Annotated in this window: 21 protein-coding genes; 12 read left to right on the top strand and 9 right to left on the bottom strand. The window is 50.4% G+C overall.

The window, feature by feature from the left end:
• The first annotated feature begins 17 nt into the window (after window positions 1-17).
• Both QCB45_RS08375 and QCB45_RS08370 read left to right on the top strand, forming a co-directional pair.
• Window positions 18-1,271, top strand: a complete 1,254-nt coding sequence (locus tag QCB45_RS08375; RefSeq protein ID WP_279420471.1) for an ammonium transporter — start codon at window positions 18-20, stop codon at window positions 1,269-1,271.
• A 154-nt stretch (window positions 1,272-1,425) separates the two neighbouring features.
• A complete protein-coding gene (locus QCB45_RS08370) occupies window positions 1,426-1,875 on the top strand; it encodes a GNAT family N-acetyltransferase (RefSeq protein WP_279420470.1) in 450 nt (149 codons plus the stop codon).
• An 86-nt stretch (window positions 1,876-1,961) separates the two neighbouring features.
• Here QCB45_RS08370 and QCB45_RS08365 read toward each other — a convergent pair whose 3' ends face one another.
• The 9 genes from QCB45_RS08365 to purU are packed head-to-tail and all read right to left on the bottom strand — an operon-like array spanning window position 1,962 to window position 12,022.
• A complete protein-coding gene (locus QCB45_RS08365; protein ID WP_279420469.1) occupies window positions 1,962-3,284 on the bottom strand; it encodes an FMN-binding glutamate synthase family protein in 1,323 nt (440 codons plus the stop codon).
• 37 nt (window positions 3,285-3,321) lie between these two features.
• Window positions 3,322-3,999 (bottom strand): protein glxC, encoded by a 678-nt coding sequence (locus tag QCB45_RS08360; RefSeq protein WP_279420468.1) that lies wholly within the window; start codon window positions 3,997-3,999, stop codon window positions 3,322-3,324.
• 32 nt (window positions 4,000-4,031) lie between these two features.
• Complete coding sequence (locus QCB45_RS08355) at window positions 4,032-4,931, bottom strand: glutamine amidotransferase family protein (RefSeq protein ID WP_279420467.1); 900 nt, start codon at window positions 4,929-4,931, stop codon at window positions 4,032-4,034.
• A gap of 12 nt (window positions 4,932-4,943) precedes the next feature.
• On the bottom strand, window positions 4,944-6,278 hold the full coding sequence (gene glnT, locus QCB45_RS08350) for a type III glutamate--ammonia ligase (RefSeq protein ID WP_279420466.1): 1,335 nt from the start codon (window positions 6,276-6,278) through the stop codon (window positions 4,944-4,946).
• Window positions 6,279-6,281: 3 nt separating this feature from the next.
• On the bottom strand, window positions 6,282-6,755 hold the full coding sequence (locus QCB45_RS08345; protein WP_279420464.1) for a hypothetical protein: 474 nt from the start codon (window positions 6,753-6,755) through the stop codon (window positions 6,282-6,284).
• Entirely contained in the window at window positions 6,752-9,646 is a 2,895-nt protein-coding gene (locus QCB45_RS08340; RefSeq protein WP_279420463.1) for a glycine cleavage T C-terminal barrel domain-containing protein, read from the bottom strand. Before QCB45_RS08340 ends, QCB45_RS08345 begins: the two co-directional genes overlap by 4 nt.
• Complete coding sequence (locus tag QCB45_RS08335) at window positions 9,636-9,905, bottom strand: sarcosine oxidase subunit delta (RefSeq protein ID WP_279420462.1); 270 nt, start codon at window positions 9,903-9,905, stop codon at window positions 9,636-9,638. The genes QCB45_RS08340 and QCB45_RS08335 overlap by 11 nt, the downstream gene beginning before the upstream one ends.
• 11 nt (window positions 9,906-9,916) lie before the next feature.
• Entirely contained in the window at window positions 9,917-11,158 is a 1,242-nt protein-coding gene (locus QCB45_RS08330) for an FAD-dependent oxidoreductase (protein ID WP_279420461.1), read from the bottom strand.
• Window positions 11,159-11,170: 12 nt separating this feature from the next.
• Window positions 11,171-12,022: a formyltetrahydrofolate deformylase gene (gene purU / locus QCB45_RS08325; RefSeq protein WP_279420460.1), complete on the bottom strand. Its 852-nt coding sequence runs from the start codon at window positions 12,020-12,022 to the stop codon at window positions 11,171-11,173.
• Window positions 12,023-12,295: 273 nt separating this feature from the next.
• On the opposite strand from purU, the gene QCB45_RS08320 reads away from it, so the two are divergent.
• The 10 genes from QCB45_RS08320 to QCB45_RS08275 all read left to right on the top strand — a co-directional run bounded on the left by QCB45_RS08320 (window position 12,296) and on the right by QCB45_RS08275 (window position 19,487).
• The gene (locus tag QCB45_RS08320) at window positions 12,296-13,138 is read left to right on the top strand and encodes a MipA/OmpV family protein (protein ID WP_279420459.1); all 843 of its coding nucleotides are present in this window, start codon (window positions 12,296-12,298) and stop codon (window positions 13,136-13,138) included.
• Window positions 13,138-13,662: a hypothetical protein gene (locus QCB45_RS08315; RefSeq protein ID WP_279420458.1), complete on the top strand. Its 525-nt coding sequence runs from the start codon at window positions 13,138-13,140 to the stop codon at window positions 13,660-13,662. The genes QCB45_RS08320 and QCB45_RS08315 overlap by 1 nt, the downstream gene beginning before the upstream one ends.
• Window positions 13,663-13,707: 45 nt before the next feature.
• Window positions 13,708-14,922 carry a beta-ketoacyl-[acyl-carrier-protein] synthase family protein gene (locus QCB45_RS08310; protein WP_279420457.1) on the top strand — a complete coding sequence of 405 codons (1,215 nt, stop codon included), beginning with the start codon at window positions 13,708-13,710 and terminating at the stop codon, window positions 14,920-14,922.
• A complete protein-coding gene (locus QCB45_RS08305; protein ID WP_279420456.1) occupies window positions 14,919-15,704 on the top strand; it encodes a beta-ketoacyl synthase chain length factor in 786 nt (261 codons plus the stop codon). The genes QCB45_RS08310 and QCB45_RS08305 overlap by 4 nt, the downstream gene beginning before the upstream one ends.
• The gene (locus QCB45_RS08300) at window positions 15,701-16,141 is read left to right on the top strand and encodes a hypothetical protein (protein WP_279420455.1); all 441 of its coding nucleotides are present in this window, start codon (window positions 15,701-15,703) and stop codon (window positions 16,139-16,141) included. Before QCB45_RS08305 ends, QCB45_RS08300 begins: the two co-directional genes overlap by 4 nt.
• A 19-nt stretch (window positions 16,142-16,160) precedes the next feature.
• Window positions 16,161-16,889 (top strand): 3-oxoacyl-ACP reductase FabG, encoded by a 729-nt coding sequence (gene fabG, locus QCB45_RS08295; RefSeq protein WP_279420454.1) that lies wholly within the window; start codon window positions 16,161-16,163, stop codon window positions 16,887-16,889.
• Between the two features lie 117 nt (window positions 16,890-17,006).
• Window positions 17,007-17,579 carry a hypothetical protein gene (locus QCB45_RS08290; RefSeq protein ID WP_279420453.1) on the top strand — a complete coding sequence of 191 codons (573 nt, stop codon included), beginning with the start codon at window positions 17,007-17,009 and terminating at the stop codon, window positions 17,577-17,579.
• A 51-nt stretch (window positions 17,580-17,630) separates the two neighbouring features.
• The gene (locus tag QCB45_RS08285) at window positions 17,631-18,032 is read left to right on the top strand and encodes a hypothetical protein (RefSeq protein ID WP_279420452.1); all 402 of its coding nucleotides are present in this window, start codon (window positions 17,631-17,633) and stop codon (window positions 18,030-18,032) included.
• Between the two features lie 4 nt (window positions 18,033-18,036).
• Complete coding sequence (locus tag QCB45_RS08280) at window positions 18,037-18,732, top strand: YdcF family protein (protein ID WP_279420451.1); 696 nt, start codon at window positions 18,037-18,039, stop codon at window positions 18,730-18,732.
• A gap of 2 nt (window positions 18,733-18,734) precedes the next feature.
• Entirely contained in the window at window positions 18,735-19,487 is a 753-nt protein-coding gene (locus tag QCB45_RS08275; protein WP_279420450.1) for a glycosyltransferase family 2 protein, read from the top strand.
• The last annotated feature ends 17 nt before the right edge of the window (window positions 19,488-19,504 follow it).

Here is a 19,504-nt window from a genome sequence, read left to right as displayed (position 1 = left end):
CGAATTTGGAGTAAATTATGGAAGGAAATTTATTACAGTTATCCTACGCACTGGATACCTTTTACTTTTTAATGAGCGCTGTGCTTGTAATGTGGATGGCCGCCGGTTTCGCAATGCTGGAAGCGGGTCTGGTTCGAAGCAAGAACACAGTTGAAATCTTAACTAAGAACGCGTTGCTTTACAGCGTTGCATGTACGATGTACTTAATCGTCGGTTACAACTTCATGTACCCTGGCGATCCTGTTAGTGCATACTTCCCTGACATTTCATTCATGTTGGGTGCTGACCATACTGTTGACGCTGTTGTTGCCGGTGGTGAAGGTGCTCCTTACTACTCAGCAATGTCTGACTTCATCTTCCAGGCAGTATTCGCTGCGGCTACGATGTCTATCGTTTCCGGTGCAATTGCAGAACGTATGAAGCTTTGGCCTTTCCTTATCTTCGCGGTTGTTATGACTGCATTCATCTACCCGATGGAAGGTTACTGGAAATGGGGTGGCGGCTGGTTGGATCAGCTAGGCTTCCAAGACTTCGCTGGTTCCGTTGTTGTACACATGGCTGGTGCAGCGGCTGCTTTGGCTGCGGTTATCCTAGTCGGTCCTCGTATTGGTAAATACGGCGAAAATGGTGAAATCCGCGCGATTCCTGGTGCTAACCTACCAATGGCGACATTGGGTATGTTCATCCTATGGATGGGTTGGTTCGGTTTCAACGGTGGTTCAGAACTTATGGTTTCGAACGTTGATGAAGCAAACGCTGTAGCGGCTGTTTTCGTTAACACCAACGCTGCTGCTGCCGGTGGTATGATCGCTGCTGCATTGCTTGGCCGTGCTATCTTCGGTAAGACTGACCTTACAATGACGATCAACGGTGCACTAGCCGGTCTTGTATCGATCACTGCTGAACCTTTGGCTCCGACTCCTGGTCTGGCTCTGTTCATCGGTATCGTAGGTGGTCTGATCGTAGTATTGTCTGTTATCGCTATCGATAAGATGAAACTGGATGATCCTGTAGGTGCGATCTCTGTACACGGTACAGCGGGTATCTGGGGTATCTTCGCAGTTCTATTCAGTAACTCCGACGCGACTTTCATGGGTCAGTTGATCGGTACGGTTGCTACTTTCGCATGGATGTTCATCGCTTCTTTCGTTGTTCTATACATCATTAAGAAAACGATGGGGCTTCGTCCTTCAAAAGATCAAGAACTTGAAGGTCTTGACGTTGAAGAATGCGGTATGGAAGCATACCCTGAGTTTGCTAATAAAAACTAATCACTCTGGAAAGAGAATAGCAAATCGAAAAAGCCGCAATTTATTGCGGCTTTTTTAATTTAGATGACTTATACAACAGATATGCTTAATCAACCAGGCCTGACGAAACCGGATTGGTCGATTAAACATTTTTGAGAAGGATACAAAACAAAACATGAACTTGAACATCAGACCCGCCAACACCAGAGACATACCGCAAATGGTCGGACTGCTTGGCTCCTTGTTTGCACTGGAAGAAGATTTCACCTTTGAAGCCGACAAACAGATGAAAGGCATACGCATGCTTCTTGACGATCCCAACTGCCGTTTTCAGGTGGCCGAATACGATGGAAGCGTTGTAGGTATGTGCAGTGCGCAGTGGGTTTATTCAACGGCGGAAGGGGCAAAGTCAGCCTGGATAGAGGATCTTGTGGTCGCTGTCGACATTCGCGGGAAACAAGTAGGAAAGCAACTGCTTGAAAGCATTCTGGAATGGTGTAAAAGCCAAGGATGCACTCGCGCCCAACTGGTCTACGACCTCGATAACAAAGCGGCCATCGGCTTTTATGAACACCTAGGCTGGCAATCCACCAATCTGGGCGTATTTAAATACAATATTAAATAACAAAAAAAGGGCGGAAAAACATTTCGCTTATCCGCCCTAAAAAACCGGCTGGAACTTACCGGCTGAAACACCTTCTGAGGTAAAAATTAATAACGAACCTGCCCCGGAATCCAATCGGTACCCGCCAAAGGCACGCCAGCCATCGCAGCCGATTCAACCGTCAAGGCCACCAAATCTTCCGGCTCCAGGTTATGCAAATGAGACTTCCCACAAGCACGCGCCAAAGTCTGAGCTTCCATCGTTAAGACATTAAGGTAATTCGCCAAACGTTTACCCGCTTCTTCCGGGTTCAATCTAGCCATCAAGTCAGGATCCTGTGTTGAAATCCCCGCCGGACACTTACCTTCATGATAATCGTCGTAGAAACCGGCATCCGAACCGATCTTCTGATATTCTTCGCTCCATTTAGGGTGGTTGCACCCAAGAGCAACCAAAGCCGCCGTACCGATCGCCACCGCATCGGCACCCAGCGCCATCGCCTTAGCCACATCGGCACCGCTGCGAATACCGCCTGAAACGATCAGCTGGACCTTACGGTGCATGTCCATTTCCTGCAACGCTTTCACAGCTTGAGGAATGGCTGCCATCGTCGGAATCCCGACGTGCTCGATAAATACATCCTGCGTCGCGGCCGTACCACCCTGCATACCGTCAAGAACAATGACATCCGCACCGGCTTTCACCGCCAACTTGACGTCGTAATAGGTACGAGTCGCACCGATCTTGATGTAAATAGGAACTTCCCAGTCGGTGATCTCTCGCAGCTCCTGGATCTTAATCGCCAGATCGTCCGGACCGGTCCAGTCAGGGTGACGGCAGGCGCTTCGCTGGTCAATCCCTTTCGGCAGGTCACGCATTTTGGCGACACGGTCGGTGATCTTCTGGCCCAACAGCATTCCGCCACCGCCCGGCTTGGCACCTTGACCCAATACCACTTCGATTGCATCCGCCTTACGCAAATCGTCCGGGTTCATCCCGTAACGTGAAGGTAGGTACTGGTAAACCAACGTTTTTGAATTACCACGCTCTTCCGGCGTCATACCGCCGTCACCGGTTGTGGTACTGGTTCCGACCATATTTGCACCGCGCCCCAATGCCTCTTTAGCATTGGCGGAAAGCGCCCCGAAACTCATCCCGGCAATGGTGATTGGAATGTCTAGCTTGATCGGCTTCTTAGCGAAACGCGTCCCCAAAACCACATCGGTTCCACATTTCTCACGGTAACCTTCCAATGGGTAACGCGACATACTCGCACCCAATAACAGCAAGTCATCGAAATGCGGGACTTTACGCTTCGCACCGAATCCTCGAATGTCATAAATACCGGTCTCGGCCGCGCGTTGAATTTCATGGATAACGTCACGGGAGAAGGTTGCCGATTCAATCAATCCTGGTTGTTTAACAGTCATGTCTGACTCCTTTTCGTATTCTTTTGATTTAACGCCATTAATAAGCGGACGCGTTATCCACCTTGAAGGTATAAAGCTGTCTTGCGGATCCGTATCGGGTGAAATCTTCAGGCTTGTCTTCGCAACCGGCCGCTTCAAGCAACCCGCTCAATTCTTCGATATGCTCAGGACGCATCTCTTTCTTGATGCAATCCGCACCCAGGGAAGCCACCTCGCCTTTAACGTAGATATGCACTTCATACAGCGAATCACCTAGGGCTTCGCCCGCATCTCCGCACACCACAAGACAGCCCGACTGACCCATGAAAGAACTCATATGGCCGACGTTACCCTTAACGACGATATCAATGCCTTTCATCGAAATCCCGCAACGAGCCGCTGCATCGCCGTCGATCACCAACAGTCCGCCGTGCGCGGTCGCACCGGCCGACTGGCTAGCATTTCCCTTGACGTGAACCCGGCCGGACATCATGTTCTCAGCCACACCCTGCCCAACGTTACCGTTGATGGTAATGTCTGCTTTCTGGTTCATGCCCGCACAGAAATAACCCGCATGACCGTTGATTGTCACCTGAGCAGGCCTGTCCATTCCGACCGCCACGTTGTGTTCTCCGCTCAAGTTATTTACCACCACCGTTTCCTGGGAGTTTTCAGGCAAATCGTGCAAGGCCTGATTCAACTCTCTAACGGTTTGTTTTTTTAAATCGAATTCCATGATTTTTCCTCATTGCTTAAACGGGTTGTTTATCAGCCTTTGCCCCAGAAGTAGACTTTGCCTGGTTCCGGTTCCCACAATTTCGCCGATTCGACACCCGGCAAGGTAGACAGAGCGTTATATTCGGATGCCATCGCAACATAGTCATCGGTCTCGGCGATGACCGCCGGCTTGCAGGCGATTGGATCACGCACCACGGCAAATCCGTTCTGAGTCCCTACGGTGAAAGTAAAGAACCCGTCCAAATCCTCGATAGCACTTTCCAACGCTTCTTCGACGCTGGCGCCTTCACGCAGACGCCAAGTCAGATAACCGGCCGCCACTTCGGAATCGTTTTCGGTTTCGAAGTGAATGCCTTTCTTCTTCAGTTCTTCACGCAAGCGGTTATGGTTGGACAAAGAGCCGTTGTGCACCAGGCACAAATCCTTACCGGTCGAAAACGGGTGTGACCCTTCCATGGAAACGCCACTTTCGGTCGCCATTCGTGTATGACCGATGATGTGCGAGCCTTTCATGCCCTTAAGGTTGAACTTCTTGGCAATCACTTCCGGCAGACCGACTTCCTTAAGAATCTCGATCGAACGACCCGCACTCATGATCTTGACGTCTGGCGCGAACTTCTCGATCGCTTCACGGGCCGCCATCTCTTCCGCTTCAAATTTAAGCACTGCGGCATTCGCGTTGTGCAGTACCGACACCGGCGTATCGAACTCTTCTTCCAGCTTACCGGCCAGGTCATGCCACGGATAATGCTCGTCGGCATGCTGCAGGGTGAACTTGATCATGTCTGTAGAGACCTCGTCACCGTAGATTGCAAAACCGGCACTGTCCGGCCCCCGGTCGGTCATGGCCAGCAGCATCGGCTCGAACATCTCACCGAGCTGACTTTCCATGTCCGGGTTCTTCAAATAAAGTCCAACTATTCCGCACATACTCGCTCTCCTTTAAAAATATTCGACGTAACGGTTCAATTCCCAATCCGATACGTGTCTCTGATACTCGACCCATTCCATACGTTTGATCTTGATGAATTCTTCGATGAAGTTCTCACCGAACTGTTCGACAAACAGGGAATCCGCTTCCAATTCATTCAACGCTTCAAACAAAGACTGCGGCAGGGTATCGATACCCATCTCTTTCAACTCTTCGAACGACAGGTCGTAGTGGTTAATGTTTCGTGGTTCACCCGGGCTAAGCTTCTTGGCGATTCCGTCCATACCCGCTGCGATAATTGCCGCCGTCACCAAGTAAGGGTTACAGCCTGAATCCGGAAGACGGAATTCAAGACGACCGTAAGGCACTCGCACCATCGCCGAGCGGTTGTTGTCGCCGTAACTGATGAATGCCGGCGCCCAGGTCGCTCCGGAAAGCGAACGCCCAACCACCAGACGCTTATAAGAGTTAACAGTCGGTGCGGCGAAGGCACAGATCGCCTTGGCGTGGTGGATCAGGCCGCCAAGAAAGTGGTAAGCCATTTCTGACAATCCCAAATTGTTGCTGTCGGAATCGTCACTGAACAGGTTGTTGCCCTTGTCGTCGGTGATCGACAGGTGGAAGTGCAATCCATTACCGGTACGGTTGGCATTCGGCTTCGGCATGAACGAACAGATCATGCCCATATCGTTGGCGATTTCGCCCCCGGCCATTCTTACGAACGTGATGCGGTCCGCCGAGGTTTTCGCATCTGAATAGGTGTAGTTGATCTCGAACTGGCCGTTGGCGTCCTCATGGTCGATCTGGTAGACATCGAAACCGACCTGCTGCAGGGAATCAACAAACTTCTCCAGGAAAGCGCGTGAACGCGACATACCTTTGTAGTCGTAACAAGGCTTGTCGAGCGTATCAGTGTCGTCGAACGGCACCACATGGCCGCTTTCGTCACGCTTCAACAGACTGAATTCCGGCTCAATACCGGTATTCAAAGTCCAGCCCATCTCGGACAATCGTGCGATCTGCTTCTCCATGATATGACGCGTGTCGTATTCATAAGGCTCGTCTTTGACATAACCGGTACAAGCGACGCGGGCATAACCCGGCTGCCAAGGAACAATGCTCAACGTACTCAGATCGGCCTTCGCCATGTAATCGTCCTGATGCGGTTCCAAGCCTAAGCCCCAAACAGCGAACCCGGCGAACCCGGCGCCGTCTTCGACAATCGATTCCAGGCAATGCACCGGCACCGATTTGGTCTTGGCTACCCCGTGGATATCCACGAACTGCGCCAGAATAAATTTGATTTGGTTTTCTTCCAAAAACGCCTTAGCTTCTTCGATTGTCATTGTTCACTCCATATTTAAAAAAGGGGATTCTTCCAGCTGTCGTTGCAGCGTACTCAACAAGTAATGGCCGTAAGTTGGATCGCAACCCAAAATCAGCGGTTCATCCGCTTCAGGTAGCAACATCCAGACCGACACACCGGCCACTGAAGCCATCAGGAAATCGCCCGGACGACTCTGTCTGAAATCGTAGATACATACCTCCGACATCAGTGCCTTCCAGTCTCCCGACAGCTCAAACATGGCATCCCCTCTTTGGAATGCGTATTGACCCGACTCAAGCGAGTCCGACAGGTCGATTTCGGAACAGATCAACAGTTCTTCCATTCCGAGTTTTGCAATAAATTGATCTTTCGCTAAATTTTTATAGCGAAACATTTCCAGATCCGACGCCTCAAAACGTGCCAACACTTCGTACAGATTCGCACCTCTAAGGTGCAACAGGTTTTCAGAACTTTTCAATCTCAAGGCCAAGCTCATGCGACACTCTCCTGCGACAATTCTTCTGGATCTTGTGGTATTTGTAACAAACCTTGCGGATCATAGAATGGCGTTTCGACCACTTTGGCCTTCACCATTCTGCCGTTGCTCAAACGGATTTGAAGCGACGTTCCAACTTCCTTCAGCGCGACGTCCACCATCGCCAAGCCGATGTGCTTACCAAGCACCGGGCTATAACCGATACTGGTGATGCGGCCCGCCATTTCACCGTCTTCGATGACCAGATTCGATTCCAAAGGCACGTCTTCCGCCTGCACCGAAAGAAATTCGAATCCGACCAGAGTACGCGACTGCATCTCTTTCAATTTCGCGAGACTCGGCTTACCGATGAAATACGGCTTCTTCAGATGAACCGCCCAACCCATATCCGCTTCATACGGATTGGTCAGGCCGTCGGTATCCTGACCGACGATGATGTGCCCTTTCTCCAAACGCAACAGACGCTGGGCCTCGACACCGAAAGGCTTGATTGTGAAAGCTTCGCCGGCTTTCATGATCGCTTCCCACACCCGCAAACCGTAAGCGGAGTCGACGTGAATCTCATACCCCAATTCCCCAACGAAACCAACGCGAATCAACGTGACCGGATAACCGGCAACCGTCGCCTGGCGCATCGCCAGATAAGGGAACGCCTCACTGCTCAAATCCAGATCGGTCAATTTCGCCAAAATCTTGCGGCTGTTCGGCCCGGCCAGATTCATCGCCGCCAACTGTCCGGTACGGTTTAGAACCGTTACACTCAAGCCCCATTCGATGACTTTCTTCTGAATCATTCGGTAAGCATTGTCGGAACTGGTTGTCGTTGTGGTTACATAAAAATGTTCTTCGCTGTAGCGGATCGCGACACCGTCATCGATCACCACGCCGGAATCATCGACCATCAAGGCATAACGGCTTGCGCCCACTTTCATGTTCGACATACGCATGGTATAGAGACGGTCCATTAATTCCGCCGCATCCTTACCGAACACCTCCAACTTGCCCAGCGTAGACACGTCAATCAATCCCGCAGAGGTTCTCACCGAATTGACTTCGGATTCGATACACATCTTTCTCGGCAGGCCTGTTCGGTAGTATTCCGGTCTCAGCCACGGACCCGCTTCCATGAATTTAGCCTGATAACGCTGATGGAACGTATGCATCGCCGTCAACCGTTCCGGTCTGAAACGCATGCCCGCCAAATGCGATACCGGCGTCGGGTGGAACATCGGGCGTGCGGTGGTCGATCCGGTTTCGTCGATTGACTGACCGCGCGCTTTTGCCAGTATGCGGATACCATTCATATTGCTGTGTTTCCCCTGGCTCGGTCCCATACCGATGGTGGAGAAACGCTTCATCAGTTCGATGTTATCGAACCCTTGGGCGATGGCGCCCTTCAAATCTTTAAGCTGCAAATCTTCGTCGAAATCGACAAAATTCTTACCTTTCTCATGCTCCCAGATCGGGTACGGGTGCGAGTGCGCCTGTGTCGCTCGCAAATCCATCGAATCAGGTACCGGCTCGTCCGATGCATACAGTGCAGCATTCAAACCGGCCTGCTCGCCGTCTTGGATACGATGTTCGATATCAAACACCCCGTTGATCCGTCCGCAGGCGAAAACGCCGTCCGGCAACTGACTTGGTAAAAGCTGTTCAAGCCTTTCATCGTAAGAAAACTTTCCGCCGGCCTGATAGATTGGTGCACCTGCCGGAGCCCAGCCGACACTCATCAACAAGCCATCGCACTCCAAAGCTCTTTCATGGCCGCTTTCCCTAAATACGATGCCTTGTAGTGACTGCTTTCCGGTTGCCTCAACCATCTCGGCGTTGTGATAGATCACCAGTCCGTTTTTTTCGGCTTCTTGCACACAACGGCAATGGCGTTCTCCGGTATCAAGAATCGCTTTGACTTCAATGCCCGCCTTCTTCATATCCAGAGCGGCACGATAGCCTTCGGCATTGGCCGTCAACACCACCGCTGTATTACAAGGCTTCACCGCATAGCGGCTGATCAGACGTTGTGCGGCACTGGCGTTCATCACACCGGGAAGGTCGTTGTTCCGGAATACCGCAGGCTGTTCGAACACACCGGTCGCCACAACAACCGCTTGTGCTGAGACTTTAATCAACCCTTGCGGGGTATTCACCGCTAGCCAATGGTCACCGTAATATCCGGCCACGTATGCAGACGATATGACCTGAATTTTAGGGTGGGAAGCGATGCCTTTCTTGAGACGTTTACGCTCTGCACCCAAATCCGGCTCGTTGGCAAATTGGTAATCCAATGAACCGCCGATAACCGGATTCTCATCGATCAGACAAACGTCCACACCCTGTTCAGCCGCCTTCAACGCTGCCGCCATACCGGACGGACCGGCACCGATCACGGCCACGTCGCAATGCAGGTAACGCTTTGGTTTACGCTCTTCGGTCCAGTCGGTATCGACCGTTCCCAATCCCGCCATGGTACGAATTAGAGACTCCCATTTCGGGAACAGAAACTTCGGTGAATAGAACGCCTTGTAGTAGAATCCGACGGGCAGGAACTTGCCGATCCATTCGACCAGGGTTCCCTTGTCATGCTTCAAAGAACCGAACGTATTGACGGCACGGACGCTCATGTAATCTTCAATCGGAGTGACGTCGCCACGGATGTTCGGATAATCTTTTGACTGGAACAAGGCGTTGATATCGTGGTTCGCTAAACTCAACAGGCCTCTTCTGCGGTGATACTTGAAGCTTCTGCCGAGCGTTTTCACGCCATTGGCCCATAAAGCCGCACTGATCACGTCACCCTTGAATCCCTCGTAGACCTCACCCTCGAATTCAAATTCGATGATCTGTTTGCGGTCAAGCCATTCATATGGCTGTGGCGACAATCTAAGCTTCATGTAAAGCCCCTCTGCTTGCGACTTTAACCTGACTGATCAGATCGGTCAGCGTGTTTCTGGTAAAGATGAACCACATGCCGGTCGGACGGTGGTACCACCACTCCTGCTGGGTTTTCGGCTCACTGTGGCGATGGAACACATAATCCGTCCACTGTTTGTCGGAGACGGTTTCGATATCCGGCTCGACGCGCAATTCGCCACCATAGGTGAATTCGCTCAACGCTCGTTTGCCGATATGCGGACAAGTGACAAATTTCATGCAATCCCCTCCTAATGACCGACCGATGCGGCGCCTTTTTCACCAACCAGAGCAAACTCCTCGAACCTCGAAAGGCTGAATGGTTTGATCAAGTCGTGATCGCGGTCATTGGCAACCGTATACGCCATGGTTTTTCCGCTGACCGGAGTGGCCTTGAACCCCCAGGTTCCCCAACCGGCATCCAGATAAAACCCTTCCAGATCGGTCTTGCCCATGATCGGCGCAAAATCCGGCGTGATGTCGCTCATCCCGGCCCACTGGCGCATAATCTTCAAACGGCTGGTGAACGGGAACAGATCCATCATCTGGTCGGTCAGACCTTCGACAAAATCCAAAGTTGAACGGGTAGAGTGCAATTCGGCCGGATCGACCGACGCCCCCATGACCAGTTCGCCGCGCGATGACTGGCTGACATAAACGTGTAAGCTGCCTGATACGACAATGGTGTTCATAAACGGCTTCACCGGTTCGGTCACGCAAGCCTGCAAAGGAAAGACTTCAATCGGTGTCTGCATGTCGACCATCTTGGTGATTCTCGGTGTCGATCCCGCGACCATCGAGATCACTTTAGACGCCTCAATGAACCCGCGATTGGTCTGCACACCTTTCACTTTACCGTCCTGGGTTTTGATTTCCGTCACCTGGGTTTTCTGGTGAATCTCAACACCGCGCATCTGCGCGCCGCGGGCATAACCCCAGGCCACCGCATCGTGTCTCGCCACCGATCCAGGCGCATGGTAAAGCGCCCCCATGACCGGATGTTGACCGTTACACTGAACGTCCATATAAGGAATGTCTTTCTTGATGGTTTCGACATCCACCACTTCACTGTCGATGCCGTAATGCTTGTTGACCTCGGCACGCCAGCGCATGGTGCGCATCGCACTGTCAGTGTGTGCCAGAGTGAAATGTCCGCGGGTGGAATAGAAAATATTCAGGTCAAATTCATCACTCAGGTCTTCAAACAGTTTCACACTCTGATCGTAGAACTTGACCCCTTCTGCCGTCAGATAATTGGAACGGACAATGGTGGTGTTTCGGCCGGTGTTTCCGCCGCCGATGTAACCCTGCTCCAGTACGGCGACATTGGTGATGCCGTGCTCTTTTGCAAGGTAATAGGCGCACGCCATACCGTGGCCGCCGCCACCGATAATGACGACATCATATGCCTTCTTCAACGGCTTTTCGTCGGGGAAGAAGCGAGGTTCCTCTTCCGGCTTCTTCCAAGCATATTTCAACAATCTCAAAGGCATCTCGATCGCTCCTTACGCAAACACAATGGTCTTGTTGCCGTGTACCAAAACGCGGTCTTCAAGGTGATATTTCAGCCCGCGGGCCAGAACGTTCTTCTCGACGTCTTTCCCTAGCACCACCATCTCTTCGGCGGACTCGCTGTGACTGACGCGGCTGACATCCTGTTCGATAATCGGCCCGGCATCCAAATCCTTGGTCACATAATGACAGGTCGCCCCAATCAATTTCACACCACGCTCATAAGCCTGATGGTATGGTTTGGCACCGATAAAGGAAGGTAGGAAACTGTGATGGATGTTGATGATCTGTCCCGGATATTTGTCGCACAGGTCAGGCGGGATAATCTGCATGTAACGCGCCAGAACGATGGTGTCCACTTGGTAGTGCTCAATCCAGCGATTGATCTCCGCAAACACCTGAGGTTTGTTGTTCGGTGTCACCGGAATATGGTGGTACGGAATACCGTGCCACTCGACGAAATCCTTAAGATCGGAGTGGTTGGAGATCACGGCCGGAATTTCGTAATCGATCTCGCCGCTTTTCCAACGGTACAGCAAGTCAGCCAAACAATGGTCCTGCTTGCTCACCATAATCAGAACCCGTTTCTTGCGTTTCGGAGAGGTCAGCTTCCATTCCATTTCAAACTCTTCGGCAATCACTGAAAACTCTTTTTCGAACTGGGACTCGTCCATATGAATATCGGCAATCTCGTTGCGCATAAAGAACCACCCCAACGCCGCATCCGCATGATGGTTCGCCTCAGTGATCAGGCAATCGCGATCTGCCAAAAACTTTGAAACCTTGGCCACAATCCCGATTTTATCGGGACAAGAAATGGTCAAAACATAAGAACCTGTTCGCATTTATTTCTCTCCAAGAAACTTTGTTTACACATAATATCAGCATTCAAAATTCTTTGGAAGAACTTTTTATTCATAAAAAGAACAAAGAGTTTTTTGGGCAGGCCTGCTTATTCGGCATCAGAATACGATCTAGGAATGCACTGACAGCGATGAAATTTATTCAACATAGCCAAGGCAGGAAAAACCTAAAGAATGGCACAATGAGAAACAGACGCGTATTCAATCGAAACAAAACACGCTAAGATAATCGCATCGATTAAAGGTTCACCTTCAATGTATGTATTTACGAGAATTCTGGCTTTATTCCTGATCGCCGGTTCCACATCCTGTTTCGCCGAAGAGCAGACACAAAACCTCCCAAAATGGGAATTTGGGTTGGGGCCGTCATTACTGTCCTATCCGGACTATCCCGGCTCGAAAGAACAGAACAACCTGATTTTGCCTTTTCCGTACATCACTTATCGTGGCGAAGAGTTTTCGATTGAACAGAAAGAGGTCACTAAACCACTATTCCGTTCCGGACGTTTGACACTAGACCTGAGTGCCACCGGTTCCGTACCGGTTTCCAGCAAAGACAACCGGCTCCGGGAAGGGATGGACGACCTGGACGCCTCCATAGGCCTTGGTCCGGTCGTAAGTTACCGCCTCTACAGCCATGAACTGAATGACGTTCAATTCGAGCTGCCTGTACGCTGGGTCATCGCTTCCGACTTTCGCTCGATACATGAAGAGGGCTGGGTGACCGATCCCGGGATCTACTATTACTACCGCCAGAACTTCACCAAACGTCAAAGACTGAAACTCACTTTCGGCGCCGCCGCGAATTTCGGCACCGACCGGTTCCATGATTACTTCTATGGTGTTTCCGAAGCAGAAGCCACCACCACCCGCCCTGCTTACAAAGCGCAGGGAGGTCTGTCCGGTTTCACCTATACGTTGGGAATGAACTGGCACATCGACGACTTTTGGGTTGGCGGTTTCTACAGACTAAAAGATATGCACAATGCCGTTTATGAAGACAGTCCCTTAATGGAAACCTGGCGCTCGGAGACTTTCGGTCTGGTGGTCACCTGGAATTTCTATACCTCAAAAGAAACGGTCAAAGGACTGGAGTGATGCCGACAAAACAACTCGTCTCCGGCACGGTCATTCTCTCGATACTCCTACTGCTGAACTTTTCATCCGGCTGGCTAAACTGGCTGTTGCAACTCATAACCCTCATGATTCTGGTCATCGTCTACGGACTCTTTGCCGGCAGCCTGTTACCGAACAGCACGCCATTGATCAGCCGTTACGCCATTCTGATGGATAAAACCATCGGACAAGAGGAACTGAACTACACTCGAAAAGTCACCTGGGCGTGGGTCGTGCTGCTGACGTGGATTCTGTTCGCCAAAATCGATTCCCTGTTTTTTCAACAGGCCTGTCTGGAAAATCAACTGACACAACACCTGGACACATTGTCTTTTATTGGTATGACTGTTCTGTTCTTAGGGGAGTTCTATCTTCGAAAACAGCTCTTTCCTCATAAAGATCACGGTTCCATTCAGGATTTCGTTATGGCGATTTCACGAATATCCCTAAAAACAATTTGGCAATTTAAGCCACAACATTCGCCCGATCGAAATAATAGCGTTTAAAATAACTTCAACTTTATAGAACCAAGTGACAGTAACCACCGTAACATGAAATTTCCGATTCACATTACAGCCTCCTCCCTTGTCAGCAGTATGGGCAATGGAAAAAGTGCACACCTTTCCGCCTTGAAGGCACACCGGACCGGTTTAAAAAACACAATCGATTCTTTAAATCCCAGACTGGATTCTTTTTACGGCGAAGTCTCGGGGGTGACCGAAGTGGCACTTCCCCAAAGCTTGCAGGATTATCATTGCCGCAACAATCAACTGGCGTGGCTGGCACTGCAATCCGACGGTTTTATCGAGGCGGTAGAAGCAGCCAAGCACAAATACGGTGCCACCCGCATCGGACTGGCCGTCGGAACCAGTACCTCCGGTATTTTAGAAACCGAACAGGCCTGGCCGCATAAAAATGCGGAAGGGGAATTCGAAACGGATTACCACTACGAAACCACACACAGAATGAATTCATTGGCCGACTTCTGTGCGGATGCTTTGGAAATTTACGGTCCTAGAATCGTCATCTCCACCGCCTGCTCTTCGAGTGCAAAGGTATTCGCTTCGGCTTCCCGCTGGATCGACCACGGTTTGGTGGACGCAGTCATTGTGGGCGGTGTGGACACTCTATGTCTGACCACCATCCACGGCTTCAATGCGCTCGGACTCGTCAACCCGGACATCGTCAAACCGCTGAACTGCGACCGCAAAGGCATCAACATAGGCGAAGCGGGTGGCTTCATGCTGTTGGAAAAGTCTGACAATAACGTATCAAACATCCAACTGAGCGGGTTTGGCGAAAGCAGCGATGCTTACCATATCTCCACACCGCATCCTCAAGGACTTGGAGCCAAGATCGCCATGGAAGACGCGCTGAAAATGGCCGAACTGAACAGCGCTGAAATCGATTACCTGAACCTGCACGGCACAGGGACTCAAAGCAACGATCTTGCGGAAGCCCACGCCGTCAACGATCTGTTCGGCGAAAACCAACCGATGCTGAGTTCCACCAAAGGGTTTACCGGCCATACGCTGGGAGCTGCCGGAATCACCGAAGCCGTATTCTGCCAACTAGCGTTGGAAAACCAATTGGCCTTTCCGAACCTGAACCTGGAATCGCTCGATCCCGAACTGAATCTGAACCCGATTATCGAAACCACCGAATCTGAAATCCGTCACTGCATGAGCAATTCGTTCGGCTTCGGCGGCAACAACGCCTGCCTGATTTTCAGCTTGGCACAAAATGCCGGAGGAGAAAGCCGATGATCGCCTACATCGAAAGCATCGGCCTTCAAGCTCCGGGACTGGAAAGCTGGCAGGCCTCTCAGGAAGTTCTACAGGACAAACAACCCTATCAATCGGAACCTCTATCAAAATACAGTCCGAAATTTCTGCCCGCCAACGAACGTCGACGCACCACCGACACCATCAAACTGGCTTTGCGCACGGCAGAAGAAGCGGTGGAAAACTACAGCGAAGAACAGATTTCACAAATGCCGACCCTGTTCGCTTGCGTGGACGGCGATACAACCATCTCGGCCAAGATGGTTGAAGCCGTCATGGAAGAAGAACCGATGATTTCACCGATCCACTTCCACAACTCGGTCCACAACGCACCGGCGGGGTATTGGATGATTGGACAACACAATCAACAGGCGGCTTCGGCGATTTCAGCAGGCGATTACCAAATTGCCAACACCTTGATCGAAGCGATTACCCAACTCTCCAACGCACATCCGAAAGTCTTGCTGGTCATCTACGATTTGCCGATCAATCCGGAAATCAAAAAGCACTCGCCTGAAGTCCAGGCGTTTGCGTGCGCTTTGGTTCTCAGTCTGCAACCTACCGCTGACAGCATCGCCGAAATCGAGCTGACTCTCTCGGATAAGATTTATAAAATCGATCCGGTAGAAGCGTTCCCTGAAAACAAAGCCGCGGAATTTCTTCCAGTATTGAAAAGCATTGCCAAAAGGGAGGCCGGCGAATTCCATTTCCCGCTTTCCGCAAAACAGGCAATCAGCTTAAATCTTACACCGAGCAGCCAATGACGAAGTCTGTACTCTATGGTTTCGACGAGATTGACGCACTCATTCCGCACAGTGGCGACATGTGTCTATGGGACAGCGTGCTGGCTTTTGACGAAGAGAGTATCCAATGCCGCACCGCCAGACACCTTGATGAAAACCACCCCCTCAAAGAAGAAGGCGTCCTGTCCAAAATTCATCTGATTGAGTTCGGCGCGCAATCCATCGCCATCCACGGTGGCTTATTGTCAAAACAACAAGAAGAACCGAAAATCGGCTACCTCGCCAGCGTCAAAAACGTCGTGTTCGGCGAATTCGATCAGACCACACCCTATTTATATGTACAGGCAACCCAGCTCATGGCGGACGACCAGTCCAAACTGTATCAATTTGAAGTGACTGATCAACAGCAACGCCCACTGTGTTCGGGCCGGGCGCTGGTCATTCACCCCCAAGAATAAAACGTAAGGGCAAGAGACTATGCAAACACCCAAAAGAGCTTTGATTACCGGCGGCAGTGGCGACATCGGTTCGGCGATTGCCCGACAGCTTGCCGAAGACGGTTTTGAAGTAATCGTTCACGCCAACAGCAATCTGACCAAAGCCGAAGCCATCGCCGAACAACTCAAAAAAGACGGATTCAAAGCGCAAGCCGTGCAATTCGACGTGACGCAGCCTGAGGAAGTCGCTTCGGCTGTGGATAAGCTGTTAGAAGACGGGACAATTCAAGTCATCGTCAACAACGCCGGCATTCATGACGACGCCGTCATGGCCGGTATGACCCATGAACAATGGCAGCAGGTGATCGACGTTTCCCTGAACGGTTTCTTTAACGTGACTCAACCTTTACTGTTACCGATGATCCGTACTCGCTGGGGCCGAATCATCAACATCGCTTCCATTGCAGGCGTTACAGGAAACCGCGGTCAAGCCAATTATGCCGCGGCTAAAGCCGGCCTGATTGGTGCCAGCAAATCATTGGCATTGGAACTGGCGTCGCGCAAAATCACCGTCAACGTCGTGGCACCCGGCATTATCGAAGGCGAAATGACTCAAGACGTCTTTCCGCCGGAAACCGTTAAAAAGATGGTTCCTATGCAACGCACCGGCCAGCCGGAAGAGATTGCCTATGCCGTCAGCTTCCTGGCTTCGGACAAAGCCGCCTATATCACCAACCAAGTCATTCAGGTGAATGGCGGAATGGCGTAAATAGAGAGATTCGGCACCGGAATCTGGATGATTCCACTTTTCAAAACAAATCTCAGATGGTAACTTATTCGCACCTAAATAGTATTAGGTCTTATATAGTGAATCAACGAGGATTACATGAAAAAATTACAACTAGCGATTATTACACTATCCACTTCCGCGCTCGTCGCTTGTGGCGGAACACCAACCAAACCAGCCAACAACTCGTCCACAGCTCAAAGCATTGCCAATAGCGATAAAGTCACCACTCTCTCCGTACCAAGAATCATCCCTATTTCTAAAAACAGAGGACCATTCAGTCAAGCAGCCTTGAGCGAATGCACCCTACCAACCCAATACACCGAGTTGCTTTTTGCACATGCCAATGACAACGGTATCAATGTCGAAGTCGTAGATTCACAAGAACCGACTAAGCAAGGTTATTTCCTGTTACCTTCATTTACCCAAATTCGCAGTAGCGGTAATGCATTTATAGGGCATAATAAATACACGGAAATGCATTTAACTCTCTACAAGGACGGTAAAAAAGTATCCGAAGCCGATTTTGGTCGCGTATCAGGGGGCGGTTTGTTCGGTGGCTATAAAGGTTCCTGCTCTGTTCTAGGACGTACCGTTGAGGCCAATGCCGAAGACACAGTCTTATGGTTAAACTCTCCTGTTGATGGAGCACGTTTTGGTGATTTAAATTAATCCCGATACTTTTTCACACTTCTCAAAATCTGATAGAAACAAGGAATGTTCATGAAGTCACTTACAATTAAAAGTACGTTTTTCGCCACCCTAATCGCCTTTGCTCTAACATTGACCGGCTGTACGGCTCAACCGGTTCATAACTATGAATCACAGCCAGTCCCAACCAATATAAAATCTGCCGAACAGGTTAAAAAAGCGATTCGTCTGGCTGGTGTCAGCCTAGGCTGGATCATCACAGATTCGGGTGATAACCAATTAAAAGGTACTTTGAATCTAAGAAAACACCAAGCTGTCATCTCCATCCCATATTCTGAGAAAGAATACAGCTTGATTTACAAATCCAGTGTCGCTTTGGACTACAACCCGGAAGAAAAAACCATCCATAAAAACTTCAATGGCTGGATGCAAAACCTGAACAACCGAATTCAAGTACAATTGAACGGAATGTAAGTTGATGCGCTTAACCTCAAGCGCAACCCAAGAAGGGATAGACTGGGACGGCCTGCTTATGCTGTCTCTGTCTATCCTTTCTGCGTTATTAACGTTCGGTTTTTTCTGGTTCTGGCGAGCCTTTCAATGCTATCGAATCGCGCAATCCGCCGAAACCTCTCTCCCAGACAAGACTTCCATACCACTGATTGTTTTCGGCAAACAACTTCACGAAAATCGAATGGATGAAGACTTTAAAACCCGTCTGAACCGTGTGTCTACACTGCAAAACACAATTCACCCTGATCAGAAAATTTTCCTCCTAGGTGGAATCACGAATCAGAACACAGTATCCGAAGCACAAGCGGGAGCCGATGCCTTACTGGCAGAACACCCCGAACTTTCCGATAAGCTGGTCTTGGAAGAATCCTCCAGAAACACTCTGGAAAACCTGAAACAGGCTAGAATCTATCTGAACGAACACAATTTACCCTTACAGGCAGGGCTGATCACAAACCGTTATCACCTGAACCGATGTCAAGTGATGGCGAAAGGACTCGGACTGGATGGAACGCTCATCGCGGCCGAAGACGATTTTGTTGCGGACTTTCAAAACCTTTACAAAATCTTCATGGAAGCTTTTTTTATTCACTGGTACCATACCGGTTCTTTTATCAGCCGATGGCTCAATAACAAACGGATGCTCAGCAAAATACACTGACTATGACGACTCCCAACCCTAACTTCGCCATCATCATTCCGGCTTATAACGAATCACTGACCATTCAGGCGGTCGCCACATCGGCACTTAAACATTCTCCTTGGGTGATCGTGATCGACGACGCATCAAAAGACGATACCGCAGAACTGGCCAAACAAACTGACGCCATCCTTATCGAACACAAGCAGAATCAAGGTAAAGCCGGCGCGATGCTCTCCGGCTTCAAAAAGGCGATTGAACTGGGCGCGGATTACGTCATCACCATTGACGGCGACGGTCAGCACAGCCCGGATAATATCCCGCAACTGCAAGCGGCTTATGCTCAATACCCTGAACATCTCATCGTCGCGGCACGACTTAAAAACCGGGAGAACGCCCCCAAAGCCCGTCTGATGGCCAATAAAATCGCCGATTTCTGGGTCAGTTGGGCGGCCTCCAAACCGATTGCAGACAGTCAGTCCGGTTTCCGCCTGTATCCGATCCGCTTGCTGAAAGAGATGCAGACACAGGCTAACAATCCTTCAGGCTTTGTATTTGAAAGCGAAATTCTGATCGACGCGTCACGCCAGGGATTCAATTTTGTCTTCGTTCCCATTGAGTCCAGTTATCCGGAATTACGACGTGCCAGCCACTTCCGTCCCGGCTTCGACATTACTCAAATTACGTTGATGGTCGCCAAAAAATTGCTCAAACGCGCACTGAACCTACCAGGCCTGTTCAATTCACTGATTAAGAAACCGACCATTTTCGAATGATCGCTTAACCAGTTCGT

The sequence above is a fragment of the Thiomicrorhabdus sp. ZW0627 genome (genome assembly GCF_029767005.1).
Lineage (GTDB): Bacteria > Pseudomonadota > Gammaproteobacteria > Thiomicrospirales > Thiomicrospiraceae > Thiomicrorhabdus.
Note: the sequence above shows the minus strand (reverse complement) of the source record. Positions and strands in the feature narration are given on the sequence as shown.

Bases quoted from the DNA above. Each gene is read 5' to 3' on its own strand.
- QCB45_RS08320 (WP_279420459.1), top strand. From the start codon at position 12,296: ATGTATGTATTTACGAGAATTCTGGCTTTATTCCTGATCGCCGGTTCC.
- QCB45_RS08335 (WP_279420462.1), bottom strand. From the start codon at position 9,905: ATGAAATTTGTCACTTGTCCGCATATCGGCAAACGAGCGTTGAGCGAA.
- QCB45_RS08355 (WP_279420467.1), bottom strand. From the start codon at position 4,931: ATGTGCGGAATAGTTGGACTTTATTTGAAGAACCCGGACATGGAAAGT.
- QCB45_RS08280 (WP_279420451.1), top strand. From the start codon at position 18,037: ATGCGCTTAACCTCAAGCGCAACCCAAGAAGGGATAGACTGGGACGGC.
- QCB45_RS08300 (WP_279420455.1), top strand. From the start codon at position 15,701: ATGACGAAGTCTGTACTCTATGGTTTCGACGAGATTGACGCACTCATT.
- QCB45_RS08285 (WP_279420452.1), top strand. From the start codon at position 17,631: ATGAAGTCACTTACAATTAAAAGTACGTTTTTCGCCACCCTAATCGCC.
- purU (WP_279420460.1), bottom strand. From the start codon at position 12,022: ATGCGAACAGGTTCTTATGTTTTGACCATTTCTTGTCCCGATAAAATC.
- QCB45_RS08370 (WP_279420470.1), top strand. From the start codon at position 1,426: ATGAACTTGAACATCAGACCCGCCAACACCAGAGACATACCGCAAATG.
- QCB45_RS08330 (WP_279420461.1), bottom strand. From the start codon at position 11,158: ATGCCTTTGAGATTGTTGAAATATGCTTGGAAGAAGCCGGAAGAGGAA.
- QCB45_RS08340 (WP_279420463.1), bottom strand. From the start codon at position 9,646: ATGAAGCTTAGATTGTCGCCACAGCCATATGAATGGCTTGACCGCAAA.
- QCB45_RS08345 (WP_279420464.1), bottom strand. From the start codon at position 6,755: ATGAGCTTGGCCTTGAGATTGAAAAGTTCTGAAAACCTGTTGCACCTT.
- fabG (WP_279420454.1), top strand. From the start codon at position 16,161: ATGCAAACACCCAAAAGAGCTTTGATTACCGGCGGCAGTGGCGACATC.
- QCB45_RS08310 (WP_279420457.1), top strand. From the start codon at position 13,708: ATGAAATTTCCGATTCACATTACAGCCTCCTCCCTTGTCAGCAGTATG.
- QCB45_RS08275 (WP_279420450.1), top strand. From the start codon at position 18,735: ATGACGACTCCCAACCCTAACTTCGCCATCATCATTCCGGCTTATAAC.
- QCB45_RS08305 (WP_279420456.1), top strand. From the start codon at position 14,919: ATGATCGCCTACATCGAAAGCATCGGCCTTCAAGCTCCGGGACTGGAA.
- QCB45_RS08360 (WP_279420468.1), bottom strand. From the start codon at position 3,999: ATGGAATTCGATTTAAAAAAACAAACCGTTAGAGAGTTGAATCAGGCC.
- QCB45_RS08375 (WP_279420471.1), top strand. From the start codon at position 18: ATGGAAGGAAATTTATTACAGTTATCCTACGCACTGGATACCTTTTAC.
- QCB45_RS08365 (WP_279420469.1), bottom strand. From the start codon at position 3,284: ATGACTGTTAAACAACCAGGATTGATTGAATCGGCAACCTTCTCCCGT.
- glnT (WP_279420466.1), bottom strand. From the start codon at position 6,278: ATGACAATCGAAGAAGCTAAGGCGTTTTTGGAAGAAAACCAAATCAAA.
- QCB45_RS08315 (WP_279420458.1), top strand. From the start codon at position 13,138: ATGCCGACAAAACAACTCGTCTCCGGCACGGTCATTCTCTCGATACTC.
- QCB45_RS08290 (WP_279420453.1), top strand. From the start codon at position 17,007: ATGAAAAAATTACAACTAGCGATTATTACACTATCCACTTCCGCGCTC.